Annotated in this window: 22 protein-coding genes; 9 read left to right on the top strand and 13 right to left on the bottom strand. The window is 67.3% G+C overall.

The window, feature by feature from the left end:
• Nucleotides 1-33 precede the first annotated feature (33 nt).
• Nucleotides 34-2,319, top strand: a complete 2,286-nt coding sequence (locus Q5Z10_RS11960; protein ID WP_303635652.1) for an FdhF/YdeP family oxidoreductase — start codon at nt 34-36, stop codon at nt 2,317-2,319.
• Nucleotides 2,320-2,396: 77 nt separating this feature from the next.
• Here the strand turns inward: Q5Z10_RS11960 and blaL1 are convergent, their stop codons facing one another.
• The 4 genes from blaL1 to Q5Z10_RS11940 form a co-directional block, all read right to left on the bottom strand.
• Complete coding sequence (blaL1, locus tag Q5Z10_RS11955; RefSeq protein WP_303635651.1) at nt 2,397-3,269, bottom strand: L1 family subclass B3 metallo-beta-lactamase; 873 nt, start codon at nt 3,267-3,269, stop codon at nt 2,397-2,399.
• 123 nt (nt 3,270-3,392) lie between these two features.
• Complete coding sequence (locus tag Q5Z10_RS11950; RefSeq protein ID WP_303635650.1) at nt 3,393-5,819, bottom strand: TonB-dependent receptor; 2,427 nt, start codon at nt 5,817-5,819, stop codon at nt 3,393-3,395.
• A gap of 71 nt (nt 5,820-5,890) precedes the next feature.
• On the bottom strand, nt 5,891-6,742 hold the full coding sequence (locus tag Q5Z10_RS11945) for a FecR family protein (RefSeq protein WP_303635649.1): 852 nt from the start codon (nt 6,740-6,742) through the stop codon (nt 5,891-5,893).
• Complete coding sequence (locus Q5Z10_RS11940) at nt 6,739-7,263, bottom strand: RNA polymerase sigma factor (protein ID WP_303635648.1); 525 nt, start codon at nt 7,261-7,263, stop codon at nt 6,739-6,741. The genes Q5Z10_RS11945 and Q5Z10_RS11940 overlap by 4 nt, the downstream gene beginning before the upstream one ends.
• Nucleotides 7,264-7,466: 203 nt before the next feature.
• Between Q5Z10_RS11940 and Q5Z10_RS11935 the strand changes: the two genes are divergently transcribed.
• Together Q5Z10_RS11935 and Q5Z10_RS11930 are read left to right on the top strand one after the other, a co-directional pair.
• On the top strand, nt 7,467-7,733 hold the full coding sequence (locus Q5Z10_RS11935) for a hypothetical protein (RefSeq protein ID WP_303635647.1): 267 nt from the start codon (nt 7,467-7,469) through the stop codon (nt 7,731-7,733).
• Nucleotides 7,734-7,742: 9 nt separating this feature from the next.
• The gene (locus Q5Z10_RS11930; protein WP_303635646.1) at nt 7,743-8,915 is read left to right on the top strand and encodes a low temperature requirement protein A; all 1,173 of its coding nucleotides are present in this window, start codon (nt 7,743-7,745) and stop codon (nt 8,913-8,915) included.
• A gap of 8 nt (nt 8,916-8,923) precedes the next feature.
• On the opposite strand, the gene Q5Z10_RS11925 is transcribed toward Q5Z10_RS11930, so the two are convergent.
• From Q5Z10_RS11925 to pip, 8 genes are all read right to left on the bottom strand, one after another.
• Nucleotides 8,924-9,469 (bottom strand): DUF1697 domain-containing protein, encoded by a 546-nt coding sequence (locus tag Q5Z10_RS11925; RefSeq protein WP_303635645.1) that lies wholly within the window; start codon nt 9,467-9,469, stop codon nt 8,924-8,926.
• A complete protein-coding gene (locus tag Q5Z10_RS11920; RefSeq protein ID WP_100434721.1) occupies nt 9,466-10,107 on the bottom strand; it encodes a response regulator transcription factor in 642 nt (213 codons plus the stop codon). Before Q5Z10_RS11920 ends, Q5Z10_RS11925 begins: the two co-directional genes overlap by 4 nt.
• Nucleotides 10,100-11,155 carry a sensor histidine kinase gene (locus Q5Z10_RS11915; protein WP_303635644.1) on the bottom strand — a complete coding sequence of 352 codons (1,056 nt, stop codon included), beginning with the start codon at nt 11,153-11,155 and terminating at the stop codon, nt 10,100-10,102. Before Q5Z10_RS11915 ends, Q5Z10_RS11920 begins: the two co-directional genes overlap by 8 nt.
• A gap of 129 nt (nt 11,156-11,284) precedes the next feature.
• The gene (locus Q5Z10_RS11910; protein WP_303635643.1) at nt 11,285-12,025 is read right to left on the bottom strand and encodes an MgtC/SapB family protein; all 741 of its coding nucleotides are present in this window, start codon (nt 12,023-12,025) and stop codon (nt 11,285-11,287) included.
• A 29-nt stretch (nt 12,026-12,054) separates the two neighbouring features.
• Complete coding sequence (gene mgtA, locus Q5Z10_RS11905; protein WP_303635642.1) at nt 12,055-14,814, bottom strand: magnesium-translocating P-type ATPase; 2,760 nt, start codon at nt 14,812-14,814, stop codon at nt 12,055-12,057.
• A gap of 62 nt (nt 14,815-14,876) precedes the next feature.
• Entirely contained in the window at nt 14,877-15,176 is a 300-nt protein-coding gene (locus Q5Z10_RS11900) for a hypothetical protein (protein ID WP_303635641.1), read from the bottom strand.
• 283 nt (nt 15,177-15,459) lie between these two features.
• Nucleotides 15,460-15,762, bottom strand: coding sequence for an EF-hand domain-containing protein (locus tag Q5Z10_RS11895; protein WP_303635640.1), 303 nt, complete (start codon nt 15,760-15,762; stop codon nt 15,460-15,462).
• Between the two features lie 258 nt (nt 15,763-16,020).
• Entirely contained in the window at nt 16,021-16,983 is a 963-nt protein-coding gene (pip, locus tag Q5Z10_RS11890; RefSeq protein WP_303635639.1) for a prolyl aminopeptidase, read from the bottom strand.
• A 114-nt stretch (nt 16,984-17,097) separates the two neighbouring features.
• Here pip and Q5Z10_RS11885 point away from each other — a divergent pair, with 114 nt between their 5' ends.
• The 3 genes from Q5Z10_RS11885 (at nt 17,098) to Q5Z10_RS11875 (ending at nt 20,909) form a co-directional block, all read left to right on the top strand.
• The gene (locus Q5Z10_RS11885; protein WP_303635638.1) at nt 17,098-17,763 is read left to right on the top strand and encodes a TraX family protein; all 666 of its coding nucleotides are present in this window, start codon (nt 17,098-17,100) and stop codon (nt 17,761-17,763) included.
• A 167-nt stretch (nt 17,764-17,930) separates the two neighbouring features.
• Nucleotides 17,931-18,056 carry a hypothetical protein gene (locus Q5Z10_RS11880; RefSeq protein WP_303635637.1) on the top strand — a complete coding sequence of 42 codons (126 nt, stop codon included), beginning with the start codon at nt 17,931-17,933 and terminating at the stop codon, nt 18,054-18,056.
• 168 nt (nt 18,057-18,224) lie between these two features.
• Entirely contained in the window at nt 18,225-20,909 is a 2,685-nt protein-coding gene (locus tag Q5Z10_RS11875; RefSeq protein ID WP_303635636.1) for a class III lanthionine synthetase LanKC N-terminal domain-containing protein, read from the top strand.
• A 67-nt stretch (nt 20,910-20,976) separates the two neighbouring features.
• Here Q5Z10_RS11875 and Q5Z10_RS11870 read toward each other — a convergent pair whose 3' ends face one another.
• Entirely contained in the window at nt 20,977-23,172 is a 2,196-nt protein-coding gene (locus tag Q5Z10_RS11870; protein ID WP_303635635.1) for a TonB-dependent receptor, read from the bottom strand.
• Between the two features lie 239 nt (nt 23,173-23,411).
• On the opposite strand from Q5Z10_RS11870, the gene Q5Z10_RS11865 reads away from it, so the two are divergent.
• From Q5Z10_RS11865 to Q5Z10_RS11855, 3 genes are all read left to right on the top strand, one after another.
• On the top strand, nt 23,412-23,996 hold the full coding sequence (locus tag Q5Z10_RS11865; protein WP_303635634.1) for a TetR/AcrR family transcriptional regulator: 585 nt from the start codon (nt 23,412-23,414) through the stop codon (nt 23,994-23,996).
• Between the two features lie 52 nt (nt 23,997-24,048).
• On the top strand, nt 24,049-25,185 hold the full coding sequence (locus Q5Z10_RS11860; protein WP_303635633.1) for a DNA glycosylase AlkZ-like family protein: 1,137 nt from the start codon (nt 24,049-24,051) through the stop codon (nt 25,183-25,185).
• A gap of 149 nt (nt 25,186-25,334) precedes the next feature.
• Nucleotides 25,335-26,414, top strand: coding sequence for a YiiX/YebB-like N1pC/P60 family cysteine hydrolase (locus Q5Z10_RS11855; RefSeq protein WP_303635632.1), 1,080 nt, complete (start codon nt 25,335-25,337; stop codon nt 26,412-26,414).
• The last annotated feature ends 11 nt before the right edge of the window (nt 26,415-26,425 follow it).

The following is a 26,425-nucleotide window of genomic DNA, read 5'->3' as shown; positions in this document are numbered from 1 at the left end:
CGTTGTCGCGTTCCTTCTGCCAGGTTCCCGAACATGTCCGAGTCCAAGCCGCCGCGTTACCAGCCCTACCACCAGCCTGCCGGCGGCTGGGGGGCCGCCGGTGCCACCGCCAAGGTGCTGCTGCAGCAGAGCGTGATCGGCAAGGGCTCCAAGGCGCTGCTGGCCATGAACCAGCCCGGTGGCTTCAAGTGCCCCAGCTGTGCGTTCCCCGATGCCGACGAGCGCAGGAAGCTGGAATTCTGCGAGAACGGCGCCAAGGCGCTGGCCTGGGAAGCCACCCGGTTCCGCGCCGACCGCGAGCTGTTCGCCCGCTACACCGTCACCGAGTTGATGGCACAGACCGATTACTGGCTGGAGATGCAGGGCCGGCTGACCGAGCCGATGCGCTATGACGCGGGCACTGACCACTACGTGCCCTGCAGCTGGGATGAGGCGTTCGCCCTGATCGGCCGCCACCTGCAGGCACTGGACAGCCCGCACCAGGCCGAGTTCTACACCTCCGGCCGCACCCCCAACGAAGCGGCGTTCCTGTATTCGATCTTCGTCCGCGAGTTCGGCACCAACAATTTCCCGGACTGCTCCAACATGTGCCACGAACCGACCAGCCGCGGCCTGCCGCCGGCCATCGGGGTCGGCAAGGGCACCATCGTGCTGGACGATTTCGCGCATGCCGAGGCGATCTTCGTGATCGGCCAGAACACCGGCACCAATTCGCCGCGGATGATGAGCAACCTGGTCGAGGCGCGCAAGCGTGGCATCCCGATCGTGGCGGTCAATCCGATGCCCGAGCGCGCCCTGATCCGCTTTGCCGAGCCGCAGGACATGCTGCAGATGGCCACCTTCGGTTCGACCGAGATCAGCAGCGAGTTCGTGCACGTCCGCATCGGCGGCGACCTGGCCCTGATCAAGGGCATGATGAAAGTGATGTTCGAGCGCGAAGCGCAGGGTGAGCGTGTGCTCGACCACGACTTCCTGGCCGAACACACCGTGGGCCTGGAGGCGCTGCGCGAGGATGTGCTGGCGCAGGACTGGGACGAGATCGTGCGCGTCTCCGGCATCAGCCGCGAACAGATCGGGCGCTGTGCGGAGATCTACATCCGCTCGCAGGCCACGGTGATCTGCTATGGCATGGGCCTGACCCAGCACCAGCAGGGCTCACGGCTGCTGCAGCAGGTCGCCAACCTGCTCCTGCTGCGCGGCAATTTCGGCAAGCCCGGTGCAGGCATCGGGCCGATCCGTGGTCACTCCAACGTGCAGGGCGACCGCACCGTGGGCATCGACGAGAAACCCAGGCCGGCCTACCTGGACCGGGTGCAGCAGGTGTTCGGTTTCGACCCGCCGCGCGACCATGGCCACCATGTGGTGGAGTCGATCCAGGCCATGCTCGATGGCAGTGCCAGGGTGTTCATCGGCCTGGGCGGCAACTTCATCCATGCCGTGCCCGATACGCCGCGGGCGTATCAGGCCATGCGCGGCCTGGAGCTGACCGTGGGCATCGCGACCAAGCTCAATCGCGGTCATCTGGTGCATGGGCGCGATGCCCTGATCCTGCCGGTGGTGGCGCGCTCGGAACGCATCGTCACGCCGGCCGGCGAGCAGTTCGTCACCATCGAGGACGCGATGTCGAACGTGACCGCCTCGCGCGGCGTGCTCGAGCCGGTCAGCACGGACGTGCTGCCGGAGGTGGAGATCGTCTGCCGCATGGCGATGGCCACGCTGCCGCACAGCCGGGTCGACTGGGCGCGCTACCAGCATGACTACGGCCCGATCCGCGACCTGATCGCGGCCGTGTATCCGGAGATCTATACCGGCTTCAACGAGCGCATCCAGCAGCCGCACGGCTTCCACCTGGATATCCCACCGCGGCGGCGGGTGTGGCCCACGCCCACTGGCAAGGCCAACATCCTGGTGATGCCCGGCCTGGACGTCAACGAGCCGGTGCACGACCCGGACATGCTGCGCCTGGCCACGGTGCGCTCGCACGACCAGTACAACACCACCATCTACAGCTACAACGATCGCTACCGCGGCGTGTACAACGACCGCATGGTGGTGTTCATGAACATCGAGGACCGGCTGGCGCGCGGCCTGGAGAAGGAAGCGCAGGTCAGCCTGGAAACGATCAGCGCGGACGGCGTGCACCGGCGCATCGATGGCCTGACCGTACTCGACTACCCGATGCCGCGTGGGGCGCTGGCCGGCTACTACCCCGAACTGAATCCCCTGCTGCCGCTGGACTACTACGACCGCATCAGCGGCACCCCGGCCGCCAAGTCGATCCCGGTGCGGATGCGCCCGATGGCAGCGGCGGTCGAGTGAGGCGCAGGTCGGCGGTCATCAGGCGCCGGTCGCGGGCGTCCTGAGCGGCAGCCCCGGGCGCGTCCCGCTGCACCGGTTCAGCGCGCCCCGGCCGCTTCCCTGGCCAGCTGGGCGTCGAAGTTGCGTTCGGCCGCGTCCGCGTAGGCCTTGCAGGTCAGCGCGGCGGCGCCTGCCTTGCTGCCGGCGGCATAGTCCCAGTTGCTGGCACCCGGGTGCGGGGTCAGCAGCAGGTCGCAGGGCAGGGCACGTACCGTGGCGAAGCTGCGACGGTAGTCGGACACCAGGCGCGGGTAGCGCGCATTGCCCTGCAGCCGGTAACCCGGCGCGCTCAGGCTGTCGGCGTAGGCGATGCGCACCGGCGTGCCGTTGCGGGTGTCGGTCCAGGTCCAGGCCGTGCTGCCCGGGGTATGTCCCGGCATGAAGTGCGCGGTGAACGCGATGCCGCCCACCGTGACCACTTCGCCATCCATGACGATGCGGTCGGCATTGGCCGGCGGATAGGTGATGCCGTCGCCAAAGTGCAGGTCGTCGCTGCCGCCGCGTGCCAGCAGCACTGCCGATTCGGCATTGGTGACGATCTGCGCACCGGTCCGGCGCTTGAGCGCGGCCACCGGGCCGGCATGGTCGGCATGCGCATGGCTGAGCAGGATCAGGCGCAGGTCCTGCGCGGCCACGCCACGCAGCTTCATGTTGTCCAGCAGGTGACCGGCCATCTGTGGCATGCCACCGTCCAGCAGCACGGCACCCTCGCGGGTCTGCACTAGCAGGGCCGTCAGGTCCTTGGTGCCGATCTGCCAGGTGTGGTCTGCGATCTGCAGCGGTGCCATCGGCTGCAGCCACGAGGCGTCCACGGTGTAGGCGCGCAGTTGTGGCAGCGGTGCCTCGGCGGCCCGTGCCGGGGGCATCTGCAGCGCGGCGGAAAGTGCGATGGCGATGAGGAAGGGACGCATGGCGCGGGACCGGATGAAGGAGGCCCAGAAACTAGCATGGGCCTCCTGCATCACGTTGCGCATAGATCTCATGGCTCCCATAAGGACGCCCCAGCGCCACGCAGCGCTGGAGCGGACCCGCCATCAGTAGCGGTACTGCCATCCCAGCGTCAGCACCCGGCCACGCCCGGAGAAGTAGCCCGGGTTGGAGGGCGTGGTCTGCGAGTAGTAGCTGATGTACTGCCGGTTGGCCAGGTTCTGCACGCCCAGGGTAAAGGCGTGCCTGTCCAGGGTGTAGCGCGCGACCAGGTCCAGCGTGGTGTAGCCCTTGAACTGCGCGACCGGGGCACCGCGCAGGTCGAAGTCGCGGTCGAAGGCGTGGCTGGCCTGCAGGCGGGTGCTCAGCTGCGGCGTCCATCCCTGTTCCCAGAATGCGGTCAGGCGGTTGGGGGCGATGTTGACGCCGGCAAGGTCGCTGTCCAGGCGCCCATCCACATCGGCATCGTAACGGCCATTGGCGCGCGCATAGCCCAGGCCCAGCCGGCCTTGGCCCAGGCGCAGGCGCAGGTTGGTTTCGAAGCCTTCCACGCGGGTGGCCTGGCGCTGCACGTTGTAGGCATCGATGCCGGCGTCGTAGACCAGCACAGAACCCAGCTTCGATTCGGAGGTGTAATAGGCGATGTCGCCGCTGAAGCGGCCATCGTCGTACTCCAGGCCGACCTCGCGGTTGTCCGAGACCACCGGCGACAGGTCCACCAGCGCATCCACGCGCTGGTTGTCGCGGTTGATCGCACGCAGTACGCGACCGACATCGGCCACCGTGTAGCCTTCCGAGTACGAGGCGTAGGCATTGAGGCGATCATTGATGTACCAGACCGCGCCGAAGTTGGGCAGGGTCTCGCTCATGGTCGGCTTGCCACCGGCCACCTTGCGCGCCCCGTAGCGAGGCAGGGTGGTGTAGTCGCCCACCTCCAGCTCGCCCTTTTCGTAACGCACGCCCGCGGACAGCAGGATGTGATCGGTTGGCCACCAATGCAGCTGCAGCAGCGGCGACAGGCTCTGGTAGGTGGTCAGCGGCACCCAGTTCATGCCGCTGGCCAGCAGCACCTGGTGGGTGCGGTCACGCAGGCCGTCCAGGCCCAGGGTCACATCCAGCGTCGAGGAACCGATGCGGCGCCAGCTCTGGGTCAGCTTGAAACCGCGCTTGTCCGACGCGTTCTGGGTCTGGTCCCACGCCGCGTTGGCACCGGTGTTGCCCCACGGATCCCATTGGCTGGCGCCGTAGCGCCCTTCGAAATCCACCGCGAACGCCTGGGCCAGGAACTGGCCGCCGAGCAGGTCGGCATGGCTGTAGTCCAGGGTCAGCGAGCGCGAGCGGTTCATCGGCGGGTCCAGCGGCGTGTCACCGGGTACCGAGGTGGCCGGGCGGCCGCTGCGGAAGTTGCCGTCCACCGGCACGTAGTTGTCCAGCCCGCGCAGTTCGTAGCGGTTGGCCATCAGCTGCAGGCGCTGCGTGCCGCTGAGCGTCCAGCCGACCTTGGCGAAGATGTTGGTCGCGGTCGAGTCCATCAGCTCGCCCTGCGCGTTGATGCCGATGGCGCGGCCGTCGCCGTCGTAGTACAGGCCCTGGCGTTCGTGGGCGAGCCCGGCAACCAGGTCGAACTGCTGGCCGCGCACGCCGACCAGGGCCGAGCCGCGCTGGCCGGCGTCATCGTGGCGGCCGGGCAGCGCGGAGCTCAGGCTGAGCTGGGTGTCCAGCAGGAAGGCACCCGGTTCGCTCGGTGCCGCACGGGTGATGATGTTGACGATGCCACCGGTGCCGCCGATGCCCTGCAGTGCGTTGGCGCCGTGGATGACCTCGATGCGCTCGATCATCGCCGGATCGATGGTGTGGGAGTCGCGCGAGCCATCGCGCAGTGGCGTCGATTGCGGGACGCCATCGACCATGTACAGGATGCCGCGGCCACGCATGCTCTCGCCGTAGTTGGACATCTTCTCGCGCGCTGGCGCGAACGCGGGAATCTGCGAGGACAGCACGCGCGAGACGTCCGAGCCCAGCGCCAGCTGCTGCTGGATGTCCTCGTGGGTCAGCACGGTGATGGTGTTGGGCATGGCCGTCTCGCCCTGCGGCATGCGCGCGGTCGACGCCGATACCGTGACGCGGCCCAGCGACGTCGGCGCCGCCGGTGACGGGGCCGACGCCGCGGGGCGCACCGGCGCACTGGGCCGCGCGGCCGCGGCCGCGGTCACCACGAAGACACCCGCTGAGCGCTCCTGCAATGCCAGGCCGTGACCGGCCAGCAGCCGCTGCAGGGCGTCGCGCGGCGTGTAGCGGCCGTCCAGTGCGGGCGCGCTGCGACCGCTCACGCTGTCGGCAGCGAACAGCAGCTGGATGCCGGTCTGCCGCGCCAGGGTGTTGAGCGAGGCCTGCAGCGGGCCGGCCGGCAGGTGCAACTCGACGGCGGCGGACGCGGCCGCCTGCGCGGCAGCGGGCAGGGCCGCGCCCAGGCAGGCGGCGAGCAGGGTGGGGGCCAGCCGGCGCAGGGCGGCTGGCGGAACACGGTGGGTCATGCGGGGGTCCTTCGGAAGGGTTCAAGCACTTGCCGGTTGGGACGGCGCGCAACCCACCCTCGGCGCGCGATTCAGTCGCGGGCGCGCAGGTGCAGGCTGCCGTCGGTGCCCCGCTGCACCTGCACCGGCAGTATCTCCGGCAGCAGCGCCACCGCCGTTTCGGCACGATCGGCATCGAATACGCCCGAGACCGGCAACGCACCCAGTGCGGGGTCGTCCAGCACGATCGGGCGATCGTGGTAGCGCTGCAGCGTGCGCAGCACCTCGGCCAGCGGCATGCGGTCGAACTGCAGGCGTCCGGTGGTCCAGTCGGCGCGGTCCGGATCCACGGCTTCCGGTGGCGAGAGCGATCCGGGCTGGGCCAGCAGGCGCTGCCCGGGTTTCAGCCGCTGCTCGGCGCCCGCGCCCTCCACGGTGACACCGACTGCGCCGCGCCACAGCGTGATTTCGCTCAGGTCGCCCTGGCGGTCAACGTCGAACACCGTTCCGTAGTTGCGGATCCGTACCGGCCCGGCATCGACCTGGAAGCGGCGCCACGCCGAGCGCTGCACGTCGAAGCGCGCATGGCCCTGCGCCAGCAGCACCTGCCGCGAGCGCAGGTGGCACCGGACCTGCAGGCGGGTGCCCGCGTCGAGCAGCACCCGGCTGCCGTCTGCCAGGGTGACCTGGCGGCGCTCGCCGACAGCGGTCTGGTAGGTGCGTACCTGCCAGGCGGGGTCGGCCATCAGCAGCCCGCCGGCCGCGACCAGCAGCAGGGGCAGCACCCGCGTGGCGACACGGCCGCCGCGGCGCCGCTGCAGCCGTTCCGGGCCTGGCAGCGGGAAGCGCTCCTTGAGTGCATCGCGGTGCTGCTCAAGCACGTCTTCGGCGGACGGTTCGAGCGGTGCCCGCGCAGGTCCCGGTTCCGGCGGCGCAGCGCTCACCGCAGTGCACCGTGCAGGCGGCAATCGGCCATGGCCAGGCGCAGGTGGCGTTCCACCGCCTTCAGGCCGATCCCCATCCGCTGCGCCACCTCGGCCTGGGGCAGCTCGTGGATCTTGTGCAGGACGAACACCTGCTGCCGTCGGCAGGGCATGCGCTCGATGCTGGCGGTCAGCCGCTGCAGTGCCTGCTGGCCCTGCGCGCGCTGCTCGGGCCCGGGGCGCTCGCAGCAGCCCTCGGGCAGCTCGGCGCGTGGCTCCACCCAGTGCCGGCGCAGGTCCTCGGCGCGGCAGCGGTCAACCGCCGCGTCGTGGGCGATCCTGCGCAGCAGCGCGATCGGGTGGCGGGCGTCACTCGCGGCCGGGCGCTCCAGCAGGCGCACGCAGACGTCGTGCACCACTTCGCGCGCCAGTCCCGGCGAGCGGAACCGGCGATGCAGATAGTCCACCAGTTCCTCGTAATGGCGCACCAGCGAGGACACCAGCGGCAGCGCAGGCGGGCGGGGAAGTGTCGGCTGGGACATCCGGACGGGCAGCAAGGGTGAGGGGCGGGCGCAGGCAGGTCATCCCTGCGCGGTGACCCAATACTAATGGGAACGGTTCTCGTTTGCCATGCCGCGATCGCCAGGGCGATTGTTCGCCGCGCCTGGAAAGTGAATCCACGATCATCGGCTGGAGCCCAGAATCGTCCACGGCTAGCCTGCCTGCAGGCTCAAGGAGGTGGACCATGCATGTGCTTCTGGTGATGGCGGGCGGCATTGTGCTGCTGGGGGTGTTCCTGTTGTTCGGACGGCTGTGGAGCGTAGGCACCTCACAGCTGCCCACGGCCCTGATCGCGTTCATTGCCACCTGGCTGCTGGTGACGGTGGCCAACCTGTGGGTGGGCGTGAGCAAGGCCGGCTACGGGATACGCGAAGAACTGCCGATCCTGCTGCTGGTGTTCGCGGTGCCGGCCCTGCTGGCCGGTCTGCTGTACTGGCGCCTGGCGCGCTGAAGGAAAGCCATGAGTACTCGACTGCGATTGCCGGCCCTGCGCCGGCGCGATGGCCACCACGCCCGCGTGACCTACGAAGAGCTGTTCTTCGACCTGGTCTACGTGTTCGCGGTCACCCAGCTCAGCCACCACCTGCTGCACCACCTGGACCTGGCCGGCGTGCTGCAGACCCTGGTGGTGTGGTTCGCGGTCTGGCTGGGCTGGCAGTACGCCTGCTGGGTCAGCAACTGGTTCGATCCGGAGGCACCGCGCATCCGTGGCCTGCTGTTTGCCACCATGCTGTTGGCCCTGCTGATGTCGTCGTCCATTCCCGAGGCCTTCGCCAACCGCGCATGGGTGTTCGCCGGCGCCTACGCCACCATGCAGGTCGGGCGTACCGCCTTCGTCTTGTTCGAGGTCGGCCGCACGCATCCGCTGGCGCCGAACTTCCGCCGCATGCTGGCCTGGGTGAGCGTATCGGCCTGCTTCTGGTTGGCAGGTGCGGCAGCCGAGGGCAATACGCGGTTGGCGCTGTGGGCGGTGGCGGTGGCCTGCGAGTACGTCTCGCCGATGTTCGGCTTCGCATTCCCGGGACTGGGCCGTTCGCACACCCGCGAGTGGACCATCGAGGGCGGGCACCTGGCCGAGCGCTGCCAGCTGTTCGTCATCGTCGCACTGGGCGAGACGCTGCTGGCGACCGGTGGCGTGCTCAGCGAGGTCGAGCAGTGGAGTGGTGCGGTGGTATCGGCGGTGCTGGCCACCTTTATCGGCACCATTGCCATGTGGTGGCTGTACTTCGGCATCTCCAGCCGCGACGCCACCGAGGCCATCAGCCATGCCGAAGACCCGGGCCGGATGGGGGCCAACTTCCACTATGTGCATGCGTTGCTGATCGCCGGGATCATCGCCACCGCCGTGGGCAATGATCTGGTCATGGACCACCCGCACGCTGCGGTGACGCCTGTATATGCGGCGGTGCTGGTGGCCGGCCCGTTGATCTACCTGCTGGGCAGCGCGCTGTACAAGCGGGTGGTGTACGGGCGCGCACCGTACTCGCACCTGGTCGGTGCGGTGGCGCTGGGCGTGCTGGGTGTGCTGCTGCCGCAGACCCACCTGCTGGCCGCCGGCTGGGTGACCAGTGCGGTGCTGCTGGCGGTGGGACTGATGGATACGCGGTTGAAGCACCGCCTGCAACGTGCCTGATCGGCCCTCTACCGTCTCCCTCTACCGTCTGCGGTGACCTGGCCGAGTGCGGCGGCCATTGCCGCAAGCTTGCCGACCGTGTTGAGGTTGCGGGCGGTGCCTTGCTGGGCATAGGGAATCCGCAGGCGTGAGTCGGCCATGCCGTCGCCATAGTGGACGAAGATCTCGCGGGTACCCCGCGCCAGCTGCTCATCGCGCAGGCCGGTCACCCCGGTCAGGGGATCGGCGGGCAGTGCCTCATCCACGAACAGCGCGACCACGCGATTGCCGGCGGCGTGCGGGAACGGATTGCCGGCGGCAACCGCCGCGATCTCGGCTGCCGAGCGCACCAATACGCCCACCGGTTTTCCGGCATAGGCCTGCAGCCGTTGGCCAAGGGCTTTCCGCACGCCGGCTTCGCCAAGTCCGCTGCGGAACACCACGTTGCCGCTTGCGATATAGGTGCGGACGTCGGTGAAGCCGGCGTCTTCGCACATCGCCACCAGTTCAACCATCGGCAGCTTGCCGGTACCGCCGACATTGACTGCCCGCAGCAGTGCGACATGCACGCTCATGGGGTACCTGCCTGCAAGCGGTCGTACATGCGCACCAGGTCGACCAGCGTACGCGCGCCCATCTTGCGCATCACCTGCGCGCGGCGCACCTTCACGGTGATCTCGCTGACGCCCAGATCGCCAGCGATCTGCTTGTTGAGGCGTCCACGCACCACCCCGTCGACCACCTCGCGCTCACCGGCGTTGAGGGTGTTCCAGCGCTGCTGCAGGGCATCGAGTGCCTCGCCGTCACGGCGGCGCTGGCGGTCGATGTCGATGCCCTTGTGGATCGCATCCAGCAGTTCCTGGTCACGGAACGGCTTGGTCAGGAACTCGATCGCGCCGTCCTTGATCGCGTTGACGCCCATCGCGATGTCACCGTGGCCGGTGATGAACACCACCGGCAGCTGCAGGCCGTGGCTGCCCATCGTGCGATGGAACTCCAGCCCACTCTGGCCGGGCATGCGCACATCCAGCACCAGGCAGGCCGGTGCATCTTCCAGTTCGTGCTCGAGGAATGCCTGGGTGGAGGCGAACGCCCGTACCTGCAGGCCCATCGAAGCGAGCAGGTCTTCCAGCGCGGCGCGCACCGACGGATCGTCGTCGATCACATAGACGATGGGCGCTGGATCGGCGGCCGGTGCAGCGGGCTTACGCATGAGGAGGTTCCGTGGCGATGGGCAGGTCAAACACAAAGCAGGCACCTCCGCCGCTCGGGCGCTCGGCTCGGATCCTGCCTTCGTTGGCCTCGATCATCGAACGGCTCAGGCTGAGACCGAGACCCAGCCCGTGTGACTTGGTGGTCCAGAACGCATCGAACACGCGCTCAGGATGATCGATTGGCAGGCCGACACCGCGGTCGCGCACGCTGAGGCTGATCCGCTGTCCGTCGCGTTGCGTCAACAGGGACAGGCGGCGGTCGGCAGCCGGCACTGCTTCCATCGCGTCCACCGCATTGAGGATCAGGTTACCGATCACCTGCTGCACCTGCACCCGATCGGCCTGCACCAACGGCAGGTCGGCATCGAGCAGCAGGGCCACGGCCACGCCGTGCTGGTCCAGCTCGCTGCGCGACAGCGCCAGCATTTCCTCCACCGCCTGGTTCAGGTCGAAGGCGCGCCGTTCCGGTGCGGCACCCTGGGTCAGGCCACGAATACGGGCGATCACGTCACCGGCACGATGCGCATCGGCCAGGATGCGGGCCACGGTCTGCCAGGCCTTGTCCACGTTCGGTGGGTCCTGTGCCAGCCAGCGCTGGCAGGCTTCGGCGCTGCTGGCGATCGCCGCCAGCGGCTGGTTCACTTCATGTGCAATGGAGGTGGTCAGCTCGCCCACGGTCGATGCGCGCGCCACCCGCAGCAACCGGCCCTGTGCTTCCTGCACCGCGGCCTTGGCCGCTTCCATCTTCAACGCAAGGTAGGTGGTGATGCCGATCACCAGCATGCCGATGACCGAATTGACCAGGCCGATGCGGTAGGTGCCGAAGCGGGTGAGGAAGAAGCTCAGGGCGGTGAGTGCGATGCAGGCGATGGCCAGGCTGATCAGCCCGCTCGCGCCCATCACCCGCGACGCGGCGAGGATCACCGCCGCGTAGAAGCATGCAGCAGCCACGGCGTAGTCGGTGACGGTGTCGAGCAGGAAGATCGCCGCCATCACGACGATCAGGACCAGCAGCACCAGCGGGCGGCGGGGTGACAGCGATGGCATCGGGACGGCTCCCTGGCGTGGGATGGAAGAATAGCAAAGGTGACCCTGGGTTCCGGTTGCGCCGGGCCACGCCCGGCGGAATGCGTCCGGCTCCGCGCTGCGCGCTCGCGGGGCATGGCCCCGCGCTACCTATTCTTCCAGGCTGGCGTTCCAGAACCCCTGCAGTACGCCCGGCGTAGCGGCCAGCGTCGCCAGCACGGCATCCAGTTCAGCGGCATCGACGGTGGTGGCGTACAGCACGGCCTCGATCTCCACGTCGCGCTCGCCGAACGGGTGCTGGTCCACCGCCCGCACCGGATACTGCGCCTGCTCCAGCAGCAACAGCAGCCGGTCCAGGACCTCGGCCTGTTGCTCACGCTGGCAGACCACGTTGATCGCATAGGTCGCTTCGCTGAACGCCTCCGGCAGCGGCTGCCGCTGGATGCGGTTCACCACCGGCCGCAGCAGCGTGTTGGCCGCGAGCACGAACAGCGCCGCCAGCAGCGCTTCGGGCAGCAGCTTGATGCCGGCGCAGGCGCCGACGGCGGCCGACCCCCACAGCGTGGCGGCGGTGTTCAGTCCGGACACCTGCGCGCCGTCCTTCATGATGACGCCGGCGCCGAGAAAGCCGACACCGGAGATCACATAGGCCACCACGTGCAGCGGCGAGGGTGGCCCGCCATACAGATCGTGGAAGCGCACGGCCAGGTCGACGAACACGGCTGCACCCACGGCGACCAGCGTGTTGGTGCGCAGGCCGGCGGTGCGCTGGCGCAGCTGCCGTTCCAGGCCGATGCCGGCGCCCAGCACGAACGCCACCGACAGGCTGATGAACGTGCTGAGGCTGGCGCCGGCGTTGAACGCCGGCAGGTTGGGATGGATGTCGAACATGCAGTTGTTCCTGGGCAGGGGGCGGGCGGTTACTGCCAGCCGTAGCGACGGATGTAGAACGTCTTCAGCGCGGTGGTCAGCGCCGCATAGCCGAACAGGATCGCCACCAGGAAGGGCCAGTAGCCGGGCGGCAGCGCCTGCAGCTTGAAGTAGCCGGCCAGCGGACTCATCGGCAGGATCACGCCGATGGCCATGATCGCCGCGGTCATCAGCAGCAGCGGCGGCGCGGCGATGCTCTGCAGGAACGGCAGTTTCGGCGTGCGGATCATGTGCACGATCAGGGTCTGGGTCAGCAGGCCGACCACGAACCAGCCGGACTGGAACAAGCTCTGGTCGGCCACTGTGCGCGCGTCGAACACGTACCACATCAGGGCGAAGCAGGTCAGGTCGAAGATCGAGCTGATCGGCCCGAAGAACACCATGAAGCGGCCAATGTCTGCCGGGTTCCACTTCAGCGGCTTGCGCACCAGCTCCTCGTCCACGTTGTCGAACGGAATGGCGATCTGCGAGATGTCGTACAGCAGGTTCTGTACCAGCAGCTGCAGTGGCAGCATCGGCAGGAACGGCAGGAAGGCCGAGGCCACCAGCACCGAGAACACGTTGCCGAAGTTGGAGCTGGCAGTCATGCGGATGTACTTCAGCATGTTGTTGAACGTGCGCCGGCCCTGGATGACACCTTCCTCCAGCACCATCAGGTTCTTTTCCAGCAGGATGATGTCGGCCGCTTCCTTGGCGATGTCCACGGCACTGTCCACGCTGATGCCGATGTCCGCCGCACGCAGCGCAGGGGCATCGTTGATGCCATCGCCGAGGAAACCGACCACCTTGCCCTGCGCGCGCAGCCCGCGCACCAGTCGTTCCTTGTGCAGCGGCGTGAGGCGGGCGAACACGCGATGCTCGCGCAGCGCACGCGACAGCGCTGCGTCGCCCATGTTCTCGATCTGCGGTCCGGTCAGGATGGTGTCGGCCGGCAGGCCGACCTGGGCGCAGACGCGGGCGGTGACCAGTTCGTTGTCACCGGTGAATACCTTCACCTCCACGCCATGCGCGGCCAGCGCCTGCAGTGCCTGCGCAGCCGATTCCTTCGGCGGGTCGAGGAAGGCTACGTAGCCGAGCAGGGTCAGGCCGCACTCATCGGCCTGCGAATACACGGTCTGGCTGGCGGCGGTCTCCTTCATCGCCACCGCCACCACGCGCAGGCCCTGTTCGTTCAGTTCCTCGGTGGTCTGCCGCACGCGTGCCAGCCGATGCGCGTCCAGCGGCATGTCCTGGCCGTTCTCGCGCACACTGCTGCACACCGCCAGCATCTCTTCCACCGCCCCCTTGCAGATCAGTTCGTGGTGGTCCTCGCGTTCGGAAACCACCACCGACATGCGCCGGCGCTCGAAGTCGAACGGGATCTCATCGACCTTGCGGTAGTCCTGTGACAGGCGCAGCGAGCTCTGCAGCTCCACGTGCTCTAACACCGCACGGTCGAGCAGGTTGATCAGCCCGGTCTGGAAGTGGCTGTTGAGGTAGGCAAAGGCCAGCACATCCTCCGAGTCGTTGCCGAACACGTCGGTGTGCCGCTCCAGTGCAATGCGGTCCTGGGTGAGGGTGCCGGTCTTGTCGGTGCACAGCACCTCCATGGCCCCGAAGTTCTGGATCGCGTCCAGCCGCTTGACGATGACCTTGCGCCGCGACAGCAGCACTGCGCCCTTGGCCAGCGTGGAAGTGACGATCATCGGCAGCATCTCCGGGGTCAGCCCCACCGCCACCGACAGCGCGAATAGGAAGGCCTCGGTCCAGTCGCCCTTGGTCCAGCCATTGACCAGCAGCACGAACGGCACCATCACCAGCGCGAAGCGGATCAGCAGCCAGCTGACACTGTTGACGCCGGCCTGGAACGCGGTCGGTGCACGGTCGGTGGCGGTGCTGCGCTGGGCCAGCGTGCCGAAGTAGGTCTGGTTGCCGGTGGCCAGCACGATGGCGCTGGCAGTACCGGACACGACATTGGTGCCCATGAACAGCAGGTTGTGCTGTTCCAGCAGGCCAGCCAGGCCATCGCCCGGGTGCGCGAACTTCTCCACCGGCAGCGATTCGCCGGTCATCGCCGCCTGCGCCACGAACAGATCCTTTGCACTCAGTACGCGGCAGTCGGCGGGAATCATGTCGCCGGCCGACAGTACGATGTGGTCGCCGGGAACCAGTTCGCGGATCGGCAGGTCCAGCAGGCGCGCCGGGCGCCGGCTGTGCAGGTGCGCGCCGAAGTACTGGTCGGCCACCTCGGCGGCCTCGGTGCCGGGGTTGCGACGCAGCACCCGCGCGGTGTTGCCGACCAGCGCCTTCAGTCGCTCGGCCGCACGGTTGGAGCGGCCTTCCTGGACGAAGCGGATGAGGGTGGACAGCAGCACCATCGCGCCGATCACCACGGTGGCCTTGGCATCCTCGGTCAGCCAGGACACCGCCGCCAGGACGGTCAGCAGCAGGTTGAACGGGTTGCGGTAGCACTGCCACAGGTGCCGCCACCACGGCAGCGGCTTTTCGTGGTCCACCTCGTTGGGGCCGAGCGTGGCCAGCCGCGCCTCGGCTTCGTGTGGGCTGAGGCCATCGGCATGCGAGTCGAGCGCGGCCAGCAGGCGCGGCTCGTCCAGCTGCGACAGGGTGACCAGGCCGGTGGTGAGCGCGAACGGTGCGACGTCGGCGCTGCCCGGGCCGAAGCCGGCTTCGGGCATGGCGCGACGGCCGAACAGGTTGCCTGCGCGACGGCTGCGCAGGAAGGCATTGAACCAGGCGTTGAGCAGGCTCATGGGAACTCCTTGAATGTCAGAGCCGGCCGCGGCCGGAACACGAACGGAACGGATGCAACGGATCAGGCGTGGCGCAACGCCAGCACCGCCGGTGACCACGGCTGCATACGCAGGCGCTGGCTGCCACCGATGCACAGCGGCTTCATCGCATCGCGAAGGGGGTAGGGCAGATGGCGCAGCACGTTGATGCGTTCGCTGATCGGCAGCAGCGACAGTGCGTCGGCGACCACGCGCGGCGAACCGAGCGACAGCGAACGGGCGAAAACCACGGGGCCGTGCTGCAGCAGGTGGCTGCGCAGGGCGGCGACATCGCGCTCGCCGATCAGGCGACGCAGGGTGATGTAGAGGATCTTGTAGGACATGGGGGTGATCTCCAGGCAGGCGGCGCCTGGCGATCCCCCGTCACTCAGGCAGGCAGGGACCGGCGGGCAGGCGCCAGGAACAGGCAACAGGCGGGCATACGGGGCGCGGGGCGCCCGGCAGGGTCGGGGTCCATCTGCGTCTCCATGAAGGGAGGGAGCCAGCCAGGGTTGCCCTGGCCAGTGGCGCTATTGTCCGCCCCTGAATGGGGTAGTCCTAGAGGCTCGTGGGTTAGCTCGGCTATACCTTGGTATAGCCAGGCCCGGCGATGTGCCAAGGTGCGGATCAATGGGCGGCCGGCGTGGTCTGCTTGCAGACGTCATATTCGCCGCGTGTAAGCGTCTTGTCGTGGTCGGTGTCGCAGGCGTGCATTCGTTCTGCCCAGTCCGGCGCAACCGCATCGACTTCGGCGAGGGTGACGATGCCGTCCTTGTCCTTGTCCAGCGACTCATAGGCTGGAATCAACTTCACTTCGGTTACGTCCTCGGTCGCGGTGGCCTTGCTGGCTTCCTGGGTCCTGGAACACGCACCGAGAAGCAGGCCCGCGCAAAGTGCGAGAGCGACGGGGAGATAGCGAACACCGGTCATGGCAGGCTCCAGAAGCAGGGAGGTAGGCCAGGGGTGTCCGTGGCCACGGCCGGATCATCGGCGCCTACCTGTAAGCGAGCTGCGAAGAATGCGCCTGCCTGGCCGGTGGCGGTGGGCCGCCATTCACCGGGCTGCCGTGATCGACGGCGCAGAGGCGGCTGCGCGGAGGCGGCTGGGGAGAGCCGACGGTTAGTCGACTATCGCGCGCAGCGCGGGGTTCTCGGTTTCCCGCCGAGAGCAGCCGACTGACAGTCGACTCTACCTTCGATCGCTGGAATGCCCGTCAGCAAACGCGTCCGTGGCGCGCACCAGCGCATCCACCGTCGCCGGCTCGTTCGCGCTGTGCCCCGAGGTCACCATCTCCAGCCTGGCTTCCGGCCACGCCTTGGCCAGGTCCCAGGCGCTGCGCGGCGGGCAGATGATGTCGTAGCGCCCTTGCACGATCACGCCGGGCAGGTGGCGGATGCGGTCGATGTCGCGCAACAGCTGGTCCGGTTCCAGGAAGATACCGTTGCGGAAGTAGTGCGCTTCGATGCGGGCCTTGGCCAGCGTGTCCAGCGGATCATCCGTGGAAACGGCATCCACGTCGTGCTTCAGGGTCGCCGCATTGTCCTCCCAGCCCAGCCAGGCCTGCGCGGCTTCGATGCGGGTGGCCTCATCGGTGCTGTCCATGCGCGTCCAGTAGGCCGCGATCATGTCGCCACGCTCGGCTTCTGGAATGTAGGCCTCATAGCGATCCCAACGCTCCGGGAAGATCCAGCGTGCACCGCCGTTGGTTTCCGCGAACCATCGGTTCTCCATCTCGCGGCCAAGGAACACGCCACGTACGATCAGGCCGGTGGCACGCTCGGGATGTGCCTGCGCGTAGGCCAGCGACAGGGTCGAGCCCCACGAACCGCCATAGACCAGCCAACGCTCGATGCCGAGGTGTTCGCGCACCTTCTCGATGTCGGCTACCAGGTCCTGCGTGGTGTTGTCGCGCAGCTCGCCGAACGGCGTGGAGCGCCCACTGCCACGCTGGTCGATCAAGACGATGTGGTAGCGCGCCGGGTCGAAGAAGCGGCGATGGGTGGGGGAAATACCCGCACCCGGCCCGCCATGCAGATACACCACCGGAATCCCGTCGGGCGTGCCGCATTCCTCGATGTGCAGGGTGTGCAGATCGCTCACCGGCAGGGTGAACTCGCGGTAGGGCTCGATGGCGGGATACAGGGTGCGCATGGGGCGTGTCTCACAAGCGGGGGCGGCCAGCATAGCGCTGCGGCCAGGGACCTGCAGCCGCACACGCATTCCCAGCGCTGGAAATGGGCTGGCCGATGCGCATAAGCTTCCGCGATGCAAGCGACCACGACCGGGATGTACACGTTCAACCTCACCCTTGGCAGCGGCGCGCGGGAGCTGTTGAAGTGGATCGCACTGCTGGCCATGACCGGCGACCACGTGGCCAAGGTGGCGTTCGATGGCTACGTGCCGGTGATCAGCGAGCTGGGTCGCATCGCTTTCCCGCTGTTCGCACTGGTGATGGCCTGCAATCTGGCCGAACCCGGCGCCGACCTGCACAAGTCGATGCGCCGGCTCGCGCTATGGGGGCTGATTGCTCAGCCACTGCACGCATTCGCTTTTGGTTTCTGGCTGCCGCTCAACATCCTGCTGACTTTCGCCCTGGCCGCGGTGGCTGTGCACGCGTTGGCGAACAATCGGTCCGTGCAGCTGTTGCTGGCCGCGGGCGTGCTGCCGATGTTCGTTGACTACCAGTGGGCCGGTGTGGGCAGCGTTCTGCTGGCTTGGATCGCAATCCGGCACCGGGCGTGGTGGCTGTTGCTGGTTGGGCTCGCAGCGGTGTGCTGGGTCAACCACAACGGCTGGGCACTGCTGGCCATTCCGGTAGTGCTGCTGGCGGCGCGGGTGACCTGGCAACTGCCGCGCTGGCGGTGGGGGTTCTACGGGTACTACGTGGGGCATCTGGCGGTGCTGGCGGTGTTCGCGTGGATGCTCAATTGAAGCAGCTGGACGGGCCACCGTTGGCAGGAATGAGCGTATCTGATTGCTGCGTCCGCGTTTGACAGCAATTGGAGGGGCGCTTATAAGTTTCAAGCGGCGTTAGTAAGGATCGATTATGACGCCGTGTTCAGCAGTGTTCATCTCCCAACAAAATAAGGAAGTGAAGAATGAACAACGTACTTGCCCTGCAGTCGCTGGAAATCGAGTCGCTGGAAGCTGAACCTGAGTGTGTGATCTGCCTGTCCTGGTACAGCTCGGGACTGGGCATCGATGAAGGCTCCGACAAGGCGTAAGCCACTGGGAGCCGGCCGATCCTGACTGCCACGGGGCACGGGCTGTCGCGTTGGAGGCAGGGTTTCGCGGCGCAGGAGTTTCTGCACCGTCCACCTGGGTGGGCGGTGCAGATTGACTGCGGACCACGCGTACGGAGTGTATGTAGCCGTTCGACAAGGAGGTTGGCAGTGAGTGACGTGACCGCGCGCCTGTACACGCTGGTTGACAGTGTGCATTTCGAGTCCCCGGATCGTTACGCACCCAGCGACGAGTACGGGGCGGTTGTCCGCAGCTGCCTGCCGCCTGGATGGGGAGTGCAACCGCGCGGGTTCTGGACCTTCTGCCGACCCCCACAGGATGTCGCCCTTCCGCATGGATGGAAGATCCATCTTTCCTGCATTCCGGAGAATGCCGAACAGACATTGGCCGTGATGATGCCGGTCGTCGTTGAAGCCGGTGTTTCCTTCAAGTTCTGTTCGGATCCCTTCATGCTTGGACTCTCTCTGGGAAAGGGATGGTCGCGTTTCCAGGCTGGAAAGTTCATCACGATCTATCCGCGGGGACCGCAACAGTTCCAGGAACTTCTCGAGCGCCTATACCAGGTGACGCAAGGTCTTTCTGGGCCTCATGTCCTGACCGATCGTGCATACCGTGACAGCACTGTCGTCTACTACCGGTACGGGGCTCACGCGGGTGTTTCGCGGCCTGATCCCTACGGCAGCCTGCAGCAGGGCTACCTGCTGGCCGACGGTACCTGGCACGAGGATGTACGTGGTACCAGCTTCCGGCTGCCCCCCGGGGTCGTCGATCCAGTCGCTGCCGCTGACGCAGCGCCGACGCCGGCAGGCCCCATCGTTCTCAATGGTCGCTATCAGGTCCAGGGTGTACTGAAATTCAACGGCACCGGTGGCATCTATCGTGGGCGCGATACCACGACCGGGCAGAGCGTGGTCATCCGGGAGGTGCGCGGCTTCTCGGATGCGGATGGCACCGAGCTGGCCAATGGCATGGTCAATGGCATCAAGCGCGAGGCCAGGATTCTGCAGAAGCTGTCGGCAACCGGCCTGGTGCCGGTGTTCGTGGAACTGTTCAAGGAATGGAACAACTGGTTCCTGGTGCAGGAGCAACTGGATGCGATCTCGCTTTGGGACAGCGCGATGGCGTTCTACTTCGCCGAGGATGAGCAACGTGCCTGCGACGGATTCGAGCGTATCCGCCGCAGAATCAGCCAGATCGCCGAGGCGTTGCAGGTGGTGCACGAGCATGGCGTGGTGCTGCGTGATCTGACCCGCAGCAACGTCATGTTCACCGCTGCCGGCGAGGTGAAGTTCATCGATCTCGAGTTCGCACACGAGATCGGCCGGGATTCTCACTGGGCGAAGGGCTGGACACCCGGCTACGCATCGCAGGAGCAGCTGCAGGCGCAGCGCCCGACCGTGCAGGAAGATCACCATGCATTGGGTGCGCTGATCTTCGACATGATCACCTTCTGTGCGTCCGGGCTGGACCTGTCCCGTGACGCGCTGCTGGAGCACAAATTCAAGCAGGTGCTGGGCGATCTGGGTCTGCCGATGGATCTGCACGATATCGTGGTAGGACTGACGCATCAGGATCCCGACCGGCGCTGGGACATTGGCCGTGCACTGCGGCACCTGCGTACGGCATCCTCTCCGCAGTCAGGCGTGTTGATGTTCCCGACACGGTCAGAGCTGCTCGCGGCACCGCCGGCCGCCGCGCAGACCGAAACGCGGATTGCGGCTGTGCTTGAAGGCTATGAGCGCTACCTTTCATCCACCTGTGACCTGTCGCGCGCCGACCGGCTGTGGCCTGCCGGGCTGCAGATGTTCATGACCAATCCGGTATCGCTGCAGTTTGGAGCGACCGGTGTTGCGTTCTTCCTGCTGCGCCGCCACGGCATGCTGGCCCCGGGGGTGCTTGACTGGATCGAGAATGCAGCCACGCCGCAGCGCTGCCCCTCGGGGCTGTATTCCGGTCGTGGTGGTGTCGCATTGCTGCTGATGTGCGCGGGCCGGCACGAGGCGGCGCATCGCCTGCTGGATGAGGTCAATGAGGACGCATCTGCGCTCCTGCTGCCCGGGCTGTACTTTGGTGCAGCCGGAGTGGGACTGTTGAACCTGCATGCCTGGCGGGGTCTGGGCGATCCGACCCATCTCGCCGTGGCGGCGCGGATCGGTGACACGCTGCTGGCGGCCGGGCAACGCGCCCCACAGGGCCGCTACTGGAAAGCCGGCGACCGCACGGGCCTGGGGCTGGGAGACGGGCAAAGCGGCATCGCACTGTTCCTGACCTATCTCGGCAAGGCGACCGGGGACAGACGTTACCTTGCGGCCGCGGCCGAGGCGTTGGATTTCGATATCGCCCATGGTCTTCGCATTGCAGGCAGACTGGTCTGGCCGACGCATGTTGAAGGCGCCGCCGGGGCGCCGGCGAGCCCGCACACCCGCTTTGGCTCGGCAGGCGTCGGCATGGCATGCCTGCGCCATTACGTCGCCACAGGCACCGAGCGGTTCCGTGATGTTGCGCTGGACTGCGCACATTCCGTGCGTCCGCGGATCACCAACAAGATCTGGCAGGACAGCGGCAATGCCGGGTTCGGCGAGTACCTGCTGGACCTGGCCTGCTTGCTGCAGGACGAGCGCTTCAGCAATGCGGCGTACTACCAAGCCGAGGCGATCCTGCCGCACGCACTCGACTGTGAGGGCGGTGTCGCATTCGCTGGACCGGCGCACTACCGGATCTGCAATGACTACGGCATGGGCGGCTCGGGGATCGGCATCTTCCTGGACCGTCTGCTCAGCCGTCGCAGTCGCTTTCTCATGCTGGACGAGTTGCTGGGCGTTCGCGCCTGTTGAAGCGCCGGGTTCCAGCAGCTGGCCCGACATTCGCCGGGCCAGACTGTCATGGAGTCATCGTGAACCGTCAGAAGTCCATCGTCGCCGACAACGACACCGTCCTCGGCGCACCCAACGCCAGGCTGGACAGCAGCGGCATGCCCCAGTACGCCTTGTTGGTCACGTTGTTCACGCTCGCTCTCAGGGCAAGCGGCCGGCCCGCCACCGTGGTGCTGTAGCGCGCACCCACATCAAACAACGTACGCCCAGGCACCGACAGACTGTTGTCGGCACTGATGTACTGCTTCGACATCGCGGTGGCATTGCCGGTCAGGGTCAATCCTTCCAGCGCGGGCACATCCCATTCAACGCCCAGCTTCGCCTGGCGCTGCGCAACGGCGGTAGCGATTCGGCCTTCATTCACGCCACCTGCGGTGCGGGTCAGCTTGGGCTGCACGTAGGCCACGCCACCGAGCAGGCGCACGCCGTCCAGGGGTGAACCGAAGAAGCCCCATTCCACGCCGCGGTTCCGCTGTTCGCCACCGAACGAGAAGATATTCGTGACCGGGTCGGTGTAGCTGCTCGGCCGCTTGATCTCGTACACGCTGAAGGTGTGCGCGAAGCGGCCCAGGTCCAGCTTCAGGCCCAGCTCCTTCTGCTTGGTGCGGAACGGTGCGAACACATCACCGGCATTGGCGGCGGTCATCGGCGCGGTGGCGCCCTGGCTGAGGCCTTCGATGTAGTTGGTGTAGACCGAGATCGCGTCGGTGGCCCTCATCAGCAGGGCCGCTGCCGGGGTGGTGGCGCTCTCGTCATAGCGCGAGGTGCGTGCACCGCTGGCCACGTTGAAGGTCTGGCTGACCACCTGCTGGCGGCGCACGCCCAGCGTCAGCTGCACGCGGTCATCGGCAAAGGAGAGCGTGTCGGCCACGCCGAGGCTGTCCAGCCGCAGCTCGGTGTGCGAGATATGCGGCGCCACGAACGGCGCGGCCGGGCCCCACACCGGGTTGTACAGGTTGGTGGTCCAGTCCCAGCCCGGCACGCTGCGGCGGCCGTACTCATTCTGGGTGTGCTGGTAGTGGGTCATGTTGGCGGCCCACTGGTGGCCGACGCTGCCGGTACGGAAGCTGCCGCGCAGGCCGGCGTCACCGGACTGCTTCTTGATGTCGAAGGCCAGCTGGCCCATCACCGTGGTGAAGTCACCGGCCGGGTTGAGGATCTGCGCACTGATCGAGCCGTTGTAGCGGTAGTCGGTCCTGCTGGTGCCATAGGCCAGGTAGGCCATCAGGTGATCGTTGATGTCCAGCTCGCCGCGCAGCATCGCGCCCTTGTCCTGGCTGTCCACGTAGGCCCAATCCGGGTTGATCAGCGTGTCGCCACGCGGCGGCCGCGGGATGGCCACGCCCGGTGCCAGGCCGACACCACGGGCCGGGCCATCGACGCGGTCGTCGGCGCTGTACAGATCGGCGGACAGGCGGGCGCGCGCGCCGCGCCAATCCAGCGCCAGCGAGCCCAGCTGCACCTTCTTGCTCTGCCTGCCCACCGCGCCGTCGCCATCACGGTAAGCGCCGTTGAAGCGGATGCCAAACTGCTTGTCGGCGCCCAGACGGCGGCCCACATCCACATGGGTGCCGAACTGCGCATCGGAGGCGAAGTTGGCGCTGACCCGCAGCAACGGCTGCTCGCCGGCACGCTTGGGTACCAGGTTGACGCTGCCACCGACCGAGCCGCCCGGCGGCATGCCGTTGAGCAGCGCGGACGGGCCCTTCAGCACTTCGATGCGCTCGAACATCTCCGGCGAGGTGCGGTAGTACGGCGCCATGCCGCTCAGCCCATTGAACGTGGTATCGCTGGTGCTGGAGGCAAAGCCGCGGATGGCGTAGTTCTCGCTCCAGGCGCCGGTGACGCCGTTGCTGAACACCGTGGGGTCGGTGGCGGCGATGACGTCGGTGAGGTCCTTGGCCTGGCGATCGCGGATGAAGGCTTCGGTGTAGCTGACCGTACTGAACGGCGTGTCCATGAAGTCCTTGTCGCCGAGCAGGCCGACCCGGCTGCCGGAGGCCACCTGGCCGCCGGCATAGTCGCCGGTCACCCGGCGCTGTTCCTGCACCTGCACCGAGGGCAGCGTGGACGGCGCCGATTCGGCGAGCGCGGCGAACGAAGCCAGCAGCCCCAGTGCCAGGGCAGACACCCGGTAGCGCCGGGCCATGCCCGGCGGAGCCATCAGGCCGCACGATGCGGCGGCACGACAAGGCTGCGGAGAAGAGGAGGGGTACACGGTCATGCCAGGTTCCTGTGAATCGCAGGTGCGCACGCGCCTGGCGCGCTGCCGACGGCAAGCACGGGGGAGGGCGCAGCGCAGGGTTGTCGGCTGGGTGGGGACCTGGCGGGGAGAGAGCAACGGGCTCGATCCGGGATGGCAGCGTGGTGGCGAACCCGATGCATCCCGAATTAGTTGATTACAATAAACTAAATAACACGAAGCGGACAAGAGGGTCCTTTTGCTGGCACCCTCGTTACGGTATGAACACACCACCCGAGACCCCGCTGCCGGCCCGCGGCCGCCCACCCACCATCACCCCCGAGCGCCTGGCCGACATCGGCATCCGGCTGGGCCTGCCGCACCTGACCATGGCCAACGTGGCCGCCGAACTGGCGGTGACCCAGGCGGCGCTCTACAAGCGCGTGGCCAACCTGGAGGCGCTGAAGCGGCTGGTGGCCGATACCGTGTTCCAGCGCTGGCAGATTCCGCGTGCCTCGGCCGACGTGCCCGGTGGGCTGGAACGCTATCTGATGGGTTTCGTCGAATCGCTGTGCGAGGTGGTGAAGGCGCACCCCGGGCTGCCGCCGTACCTGCTGCGGCGATCGGTGGCGACCACGCCGATGCTGGAGAAGATCGCCTCGCACCAGGCCCATGTCGCCGAGGTGTTCGGTCTTCCGCTGGACAAGGCGCGCTGGCTGCTGGCCACGATCGCGTTCTACTGCATCGCCGGTGCCGATACGGTCTACGGGATTGCCGACGACGAACAGGGCCAGGTGATCACCGAGTTCAAACAGGGCATGCGCGCCCTGGTGATCGGTTCGCTGGAAGTGCTCGAGCTGCGCTAGGTCCGGCCCATGCGGGGTGCCGTTGCACGCTTCGCCACGGCCCCACGCGGGCATGGCGTGGATCTACAATGCCGACATGCCCGCCACGCCTACCCTGGAGCAGCTGCGCCGCTACGCCGTGGCGCGCACGTTATTCAAACCGACCACGCTGCTGGGCGCGATCCGTCGTCTTGGCTTCGTGCAGGCCGATCCGATCCGTGCGCCCGCGCGTGCACAGGACCTGACCCTGCGCCATCGAGTGAAGGACTACCGGGCCGGCGATCTCGAACGCCGCTACGCGCGGCTGCCGATCGAGGAAGACTGCCTGGTCAACTACGGCTTCCTGCCGCGTGAGCATCTGGCCTTGATGCATCCGCGGGTGTCCTCGCGGCCGTGGGATGCGGCCACCCGCCGCCGCGCGGCCGACGTGCTGGCGTTCGTGCAGGCGCGCGGCGCGGTGCATCCGCGCGAGGTCGAGCAGGCATTCAACCACGGCCGGGTGACCAACTACTGGGGCGGCACCAGCAACGCCAGCACGCATCTGCTGGACGGCATGCATTACCGGGGCATGCTGCGCATCCAGCGCCGCGACAGCGGCACCCGCATCTACACGGCTGCCACCCATGGCGTAGCCGACGGCAGCAGGGCGGCACGCCTGCAGCGCGCCAGCGCATTGATCGAACTGGTGGTGCGCAAGTACGCGCCCTTGCCCTCGGCCAGCCTGACCTATCTGGCCCGGCTGCTGGGCTATGGCGCGCCGCACCTTGCTGCGGAGATCCAGCAGGCGCTGCAGCACGCGCGGGCGTCCCTGGCCAGCGCCACGGTGGAGGGCACGACCTGGTACTGGCCGGCCGATGAGAACCCGCGTTCGCAGCGCTACCGTGACGACGAGCAGCTGCGCCTGCTGGCACCGTTCGACCCGGTGGTCTGGGACCGGCGGCGGTTCGCGCTGCTGTGGGGCTGGGTGTACAGGTTCGAAGCCTACACGCCGGCCGCCAAGCGGCGCTTCGGCTACTACGCGCTGCCGCTGCTGTGGCGCGGCCAGGTGATCGGCTGGGCAAATGTTTCGTTGAAGGACGGTGTCCTGCAGCCGGCGTTCGGCTACATCGATGGCAACGCACCGCACGAGACGCCGTTCCACAACGCGCTGGACGAAGAGCTGGGTCGCCTGGAGCGCTTTCTCGCGGCGCCGGGTGCGGCTGCTGGCTGAGCGCAGCGATGCGCCAGCGCGCGTGCTGCAGCAGGGCAGGGGCACTTCGCATGGAGGGTGCATGCCGAGGCGCAGGGCCAGCGTTCAATTCCGCACCGCCGCGGCCGATATCCACACAATCTGCTGCAACTGCAAGGACGGCACGGCCGATGCACTCAGTCTCTTCTTTCCGGCGTGGCCCACGGCTCAAGGACCACATCCTGGATCTGGATGTGCTGGAACCGGGTGACATCGTCCTTTCCACGACGGGCGAAGCGGTCAGCCGATCCATCCGCTTCCTGACCAATTCTCCCTACAGCCACGCCATGCTCTACGTGGGCAACACCCTGATCCATGCCGATGGGGGCGGGGTGTTCTCGTTGAATCCGCAGAGAAAGATCGTGGGCCAGGGCGAGATTGCGGTCTATCGGCTTCGCGAACGGCCGGACGATGTGGCCATGACTGCGGTCATCAATCACGCCCGCAATGAAATCGGATGCCTCTACTCGGTACCCCACGCTTTGTTGGTGGGAGTGATGAAGCTGTGGGCGCGGGACAGGAGCGGCAAGCAGTTCTGCTCGAGGCTGGTCGCCCAGGCCTACCATCAGGCCGGCCATCCGCTGGTCAGGAATCCGGACTACTGCTCGCCCGGTGCGCTTGCACGGTCGACGCGGCTTGCACCGGTCGCGCATGCGTTGAGGCCAGTGAACGATGTGGATCTTCGCATTGCGGCCACCACCGACCAGCTGCTGGTGCATCAACACCAGACCTTCGAGTGGCTGCGCTGGGTGCGTTCAGCCGCCAGACGCAAGGGGCACAGGATCTCGCGCTTCAACAGCGCACTGGACTTCATCCAGGCGCATCCCGACGTGGACGAGGAGGCCGCCCGGCAGTTGCAGGCCTGCGGCTATCTGCAGCATTACCTTGTTGACGAGTCCGCCAACGCGTACCGGTACAGCTGCGATGCGTTCATCGATCACTGTGGACCCACAGATCATGCGATTGCGCAGGAACTGAAGATCGCCCGCGACATGGCCGCCCGGGTGATCTCGGCGCATCGTGGCGCCGCGCTGCGACCAGCGACCCGGACCTTCGCCTTGTTGCGCGAGCTTCATCGCAACCGGGCGGCGCAGCTGGTGCGGAGGCTGGACGTGATCCAGGCCGTCGCCGCGCGCCACGGTCTGCTGGCCATGGCCGGCAGTGCCCGTGCGTTGAAGACGCAACTTCTGCCCGCGATGAGAGCCACCTGAAGCGTGCGCTG

Source organism: Stenotrophomonas sp. 704A1 (genome assembly GCF_030549525.1).
Taxonomy (GTDB): domain Bacteria; phylum Pseudomonadota; class Gammaproteobacteria; order Xanthomonadales; family Xanthomonadaceae; genus Stenotrophomonas; species Stenotrophomonas tuberculopleuritidis.
The sequence above is the reverse complement of the archived record's forward strand: the minus strand, read 5'-3'. Positions and strand labels throughout refer to the sequence as shown.

Excerpts from the sequence above, each read along its gene's own strand:
- Q5Z10_RS11940 (WP_303635648.1), bottom strand. The coding sequence starts at position 7,263 with ATGTCCCAGCCGACACTTCCCCGCCCGCCTGCGCTGCCGCTGGTGTCC.
- Q5Z10_RS11900 (WP_303635641.1), bottom strand. The coding sequence starts at position 15,176 with ATGTCCTACAAGATCCTCTACATCACCCTGCGTCGCCTGATCGGCGAG.
- Q5Z10_RS11915 (WP_303635644.1), bottom strand. The coding sequence starts at position 11,155 with ATGCCATCGCTGTCACCCCGCCGCCCGCTGGTGCTGCTGGTCCTGATC.
- Q5Z10_RS11935 (WP_303635647.1), top strand. The coding sequence starts at position 7,467 with ATGCATGTGCTTCTGGTGATGGCGGGCGGCATTGTGCTGCTGGGGGTG.
- blaL1 (WP_303635651.1), bottom strand. The coding sequence starts at position 3,269 with ATGCGTCCCTTCCTCATCGCCATCGCACTTTCCGCCGCGCTGCAGATG.
- Q5Z10_RS11870 (WP_303635635.1), bottom strand. The coding sequence starts at position 23,172 with ATGACCGTGTACCCCTCCTCTTCTCCGCAGCCTTGTCGTGCCGCCGCA.
- Q5Z10_RS11860 (WP_303635633.1), top strand. The coding sequence starts at position 24,049 with ATGGCGTGGATCTACAATGCCGACATGCCCGCCACGCCTACCCTGGAG.
- Q5Z10_RS11950 (WP_303635650.1), bottom strand. The coding sequence starts at position 5,819 with ATGACCCACCGTGTTCCGCCAGCCGCCCTGCGCCGGCTGGCCCCCACC.
- Q5Z10_RS11910 (WP_303635643.1), bottom strand. The coding sequence starts at position 12,025 with ATGTTCGACATCCATCCCAACCTGCCGGCGTTCAACGCCGGCGCCAGC.
- Q5Z10_RS11960 (WP_303635652.1), top strand. The coding sequence starts at position 34 with ATGTCCGAGTCCAAGCCGCCGCGTTACCAGCCCTACCACCAGCCTGCC.
- Q5Z10_RS11930 (WP_303635646.1), top strand. The coding sequence starts at position 7,743 with ATGAGTACTCGACTGCGATTGCCGGCCCTGCGCCGGCGCGATGGCCAC.
- Q5Z10_RS11920 (WP_100434721.1), bottom strand. The coding sequence starts at position 10,107 with ATGCGTAAGCCCGCTGCACCGGCCGCCGATCCAGCGCCCATCGTCTAT.
- pip (WP_303635639.1), bottom strand. The coding sequence starts at position 16,983 with ATGCGCACCCTGTATCCCGCCATCGAGCCCTACCGCGAGTTCACCCTG.
- Q5Z10_RS11895 (WP_303635640.1), bottom strand. The coding sequence starts at position 15,762 with ATGACCGGTGTTCGCTATCTCCCCGTCGCTCTCGCACTTTGCGCGGGC.
- Q5Z10_RS11925 (WP_303635645.1), bottom strand. The coding sequence starts at position 9,469 with ATGAGCGTGCATGTCGCACTGCTGCGGGCAGTCAATGTCGGCGGTACC.
- Q5Z10_RS11880 (WP_303635637.1), top strand. The coding sequence starts at position 17,931 with ATGAACAACGTACTTGCCCTGCAGTCGCTGGAAATCGAGTCGCTGGAA.
- mgtA (WP_303635642.1), bottom strand. The coding sequence starts at position 14,814 with ATGAGCCTGCTCAACGCCTGGTTCAATGCCTTCCTGCGCAGCCGTCGC.
- Q5Z10_RS11855 (WP_303635632.1), top strand. The coding sequence starts at position 25,335 with ATGCACTCAGTCTCTTCTTTCCGGCGTGGCCCACGGCTCAAGGACCAC.
- Q5Z10_RS11885 (WP_303635638.1), top strand. The coding sequence starts at position 17,098 with ATGCAAGCGACCACGACCGGGATGTACACGTTCAACCTCACCCTTGGC.
- Q5Z10_RS11865 (WP_303635634.1), top strand. The coding sequence starts at position 23,412 with ATGAACACACCACCCGAGACCCCGCTGCCGGCCCGCGGCCGCCCACCC.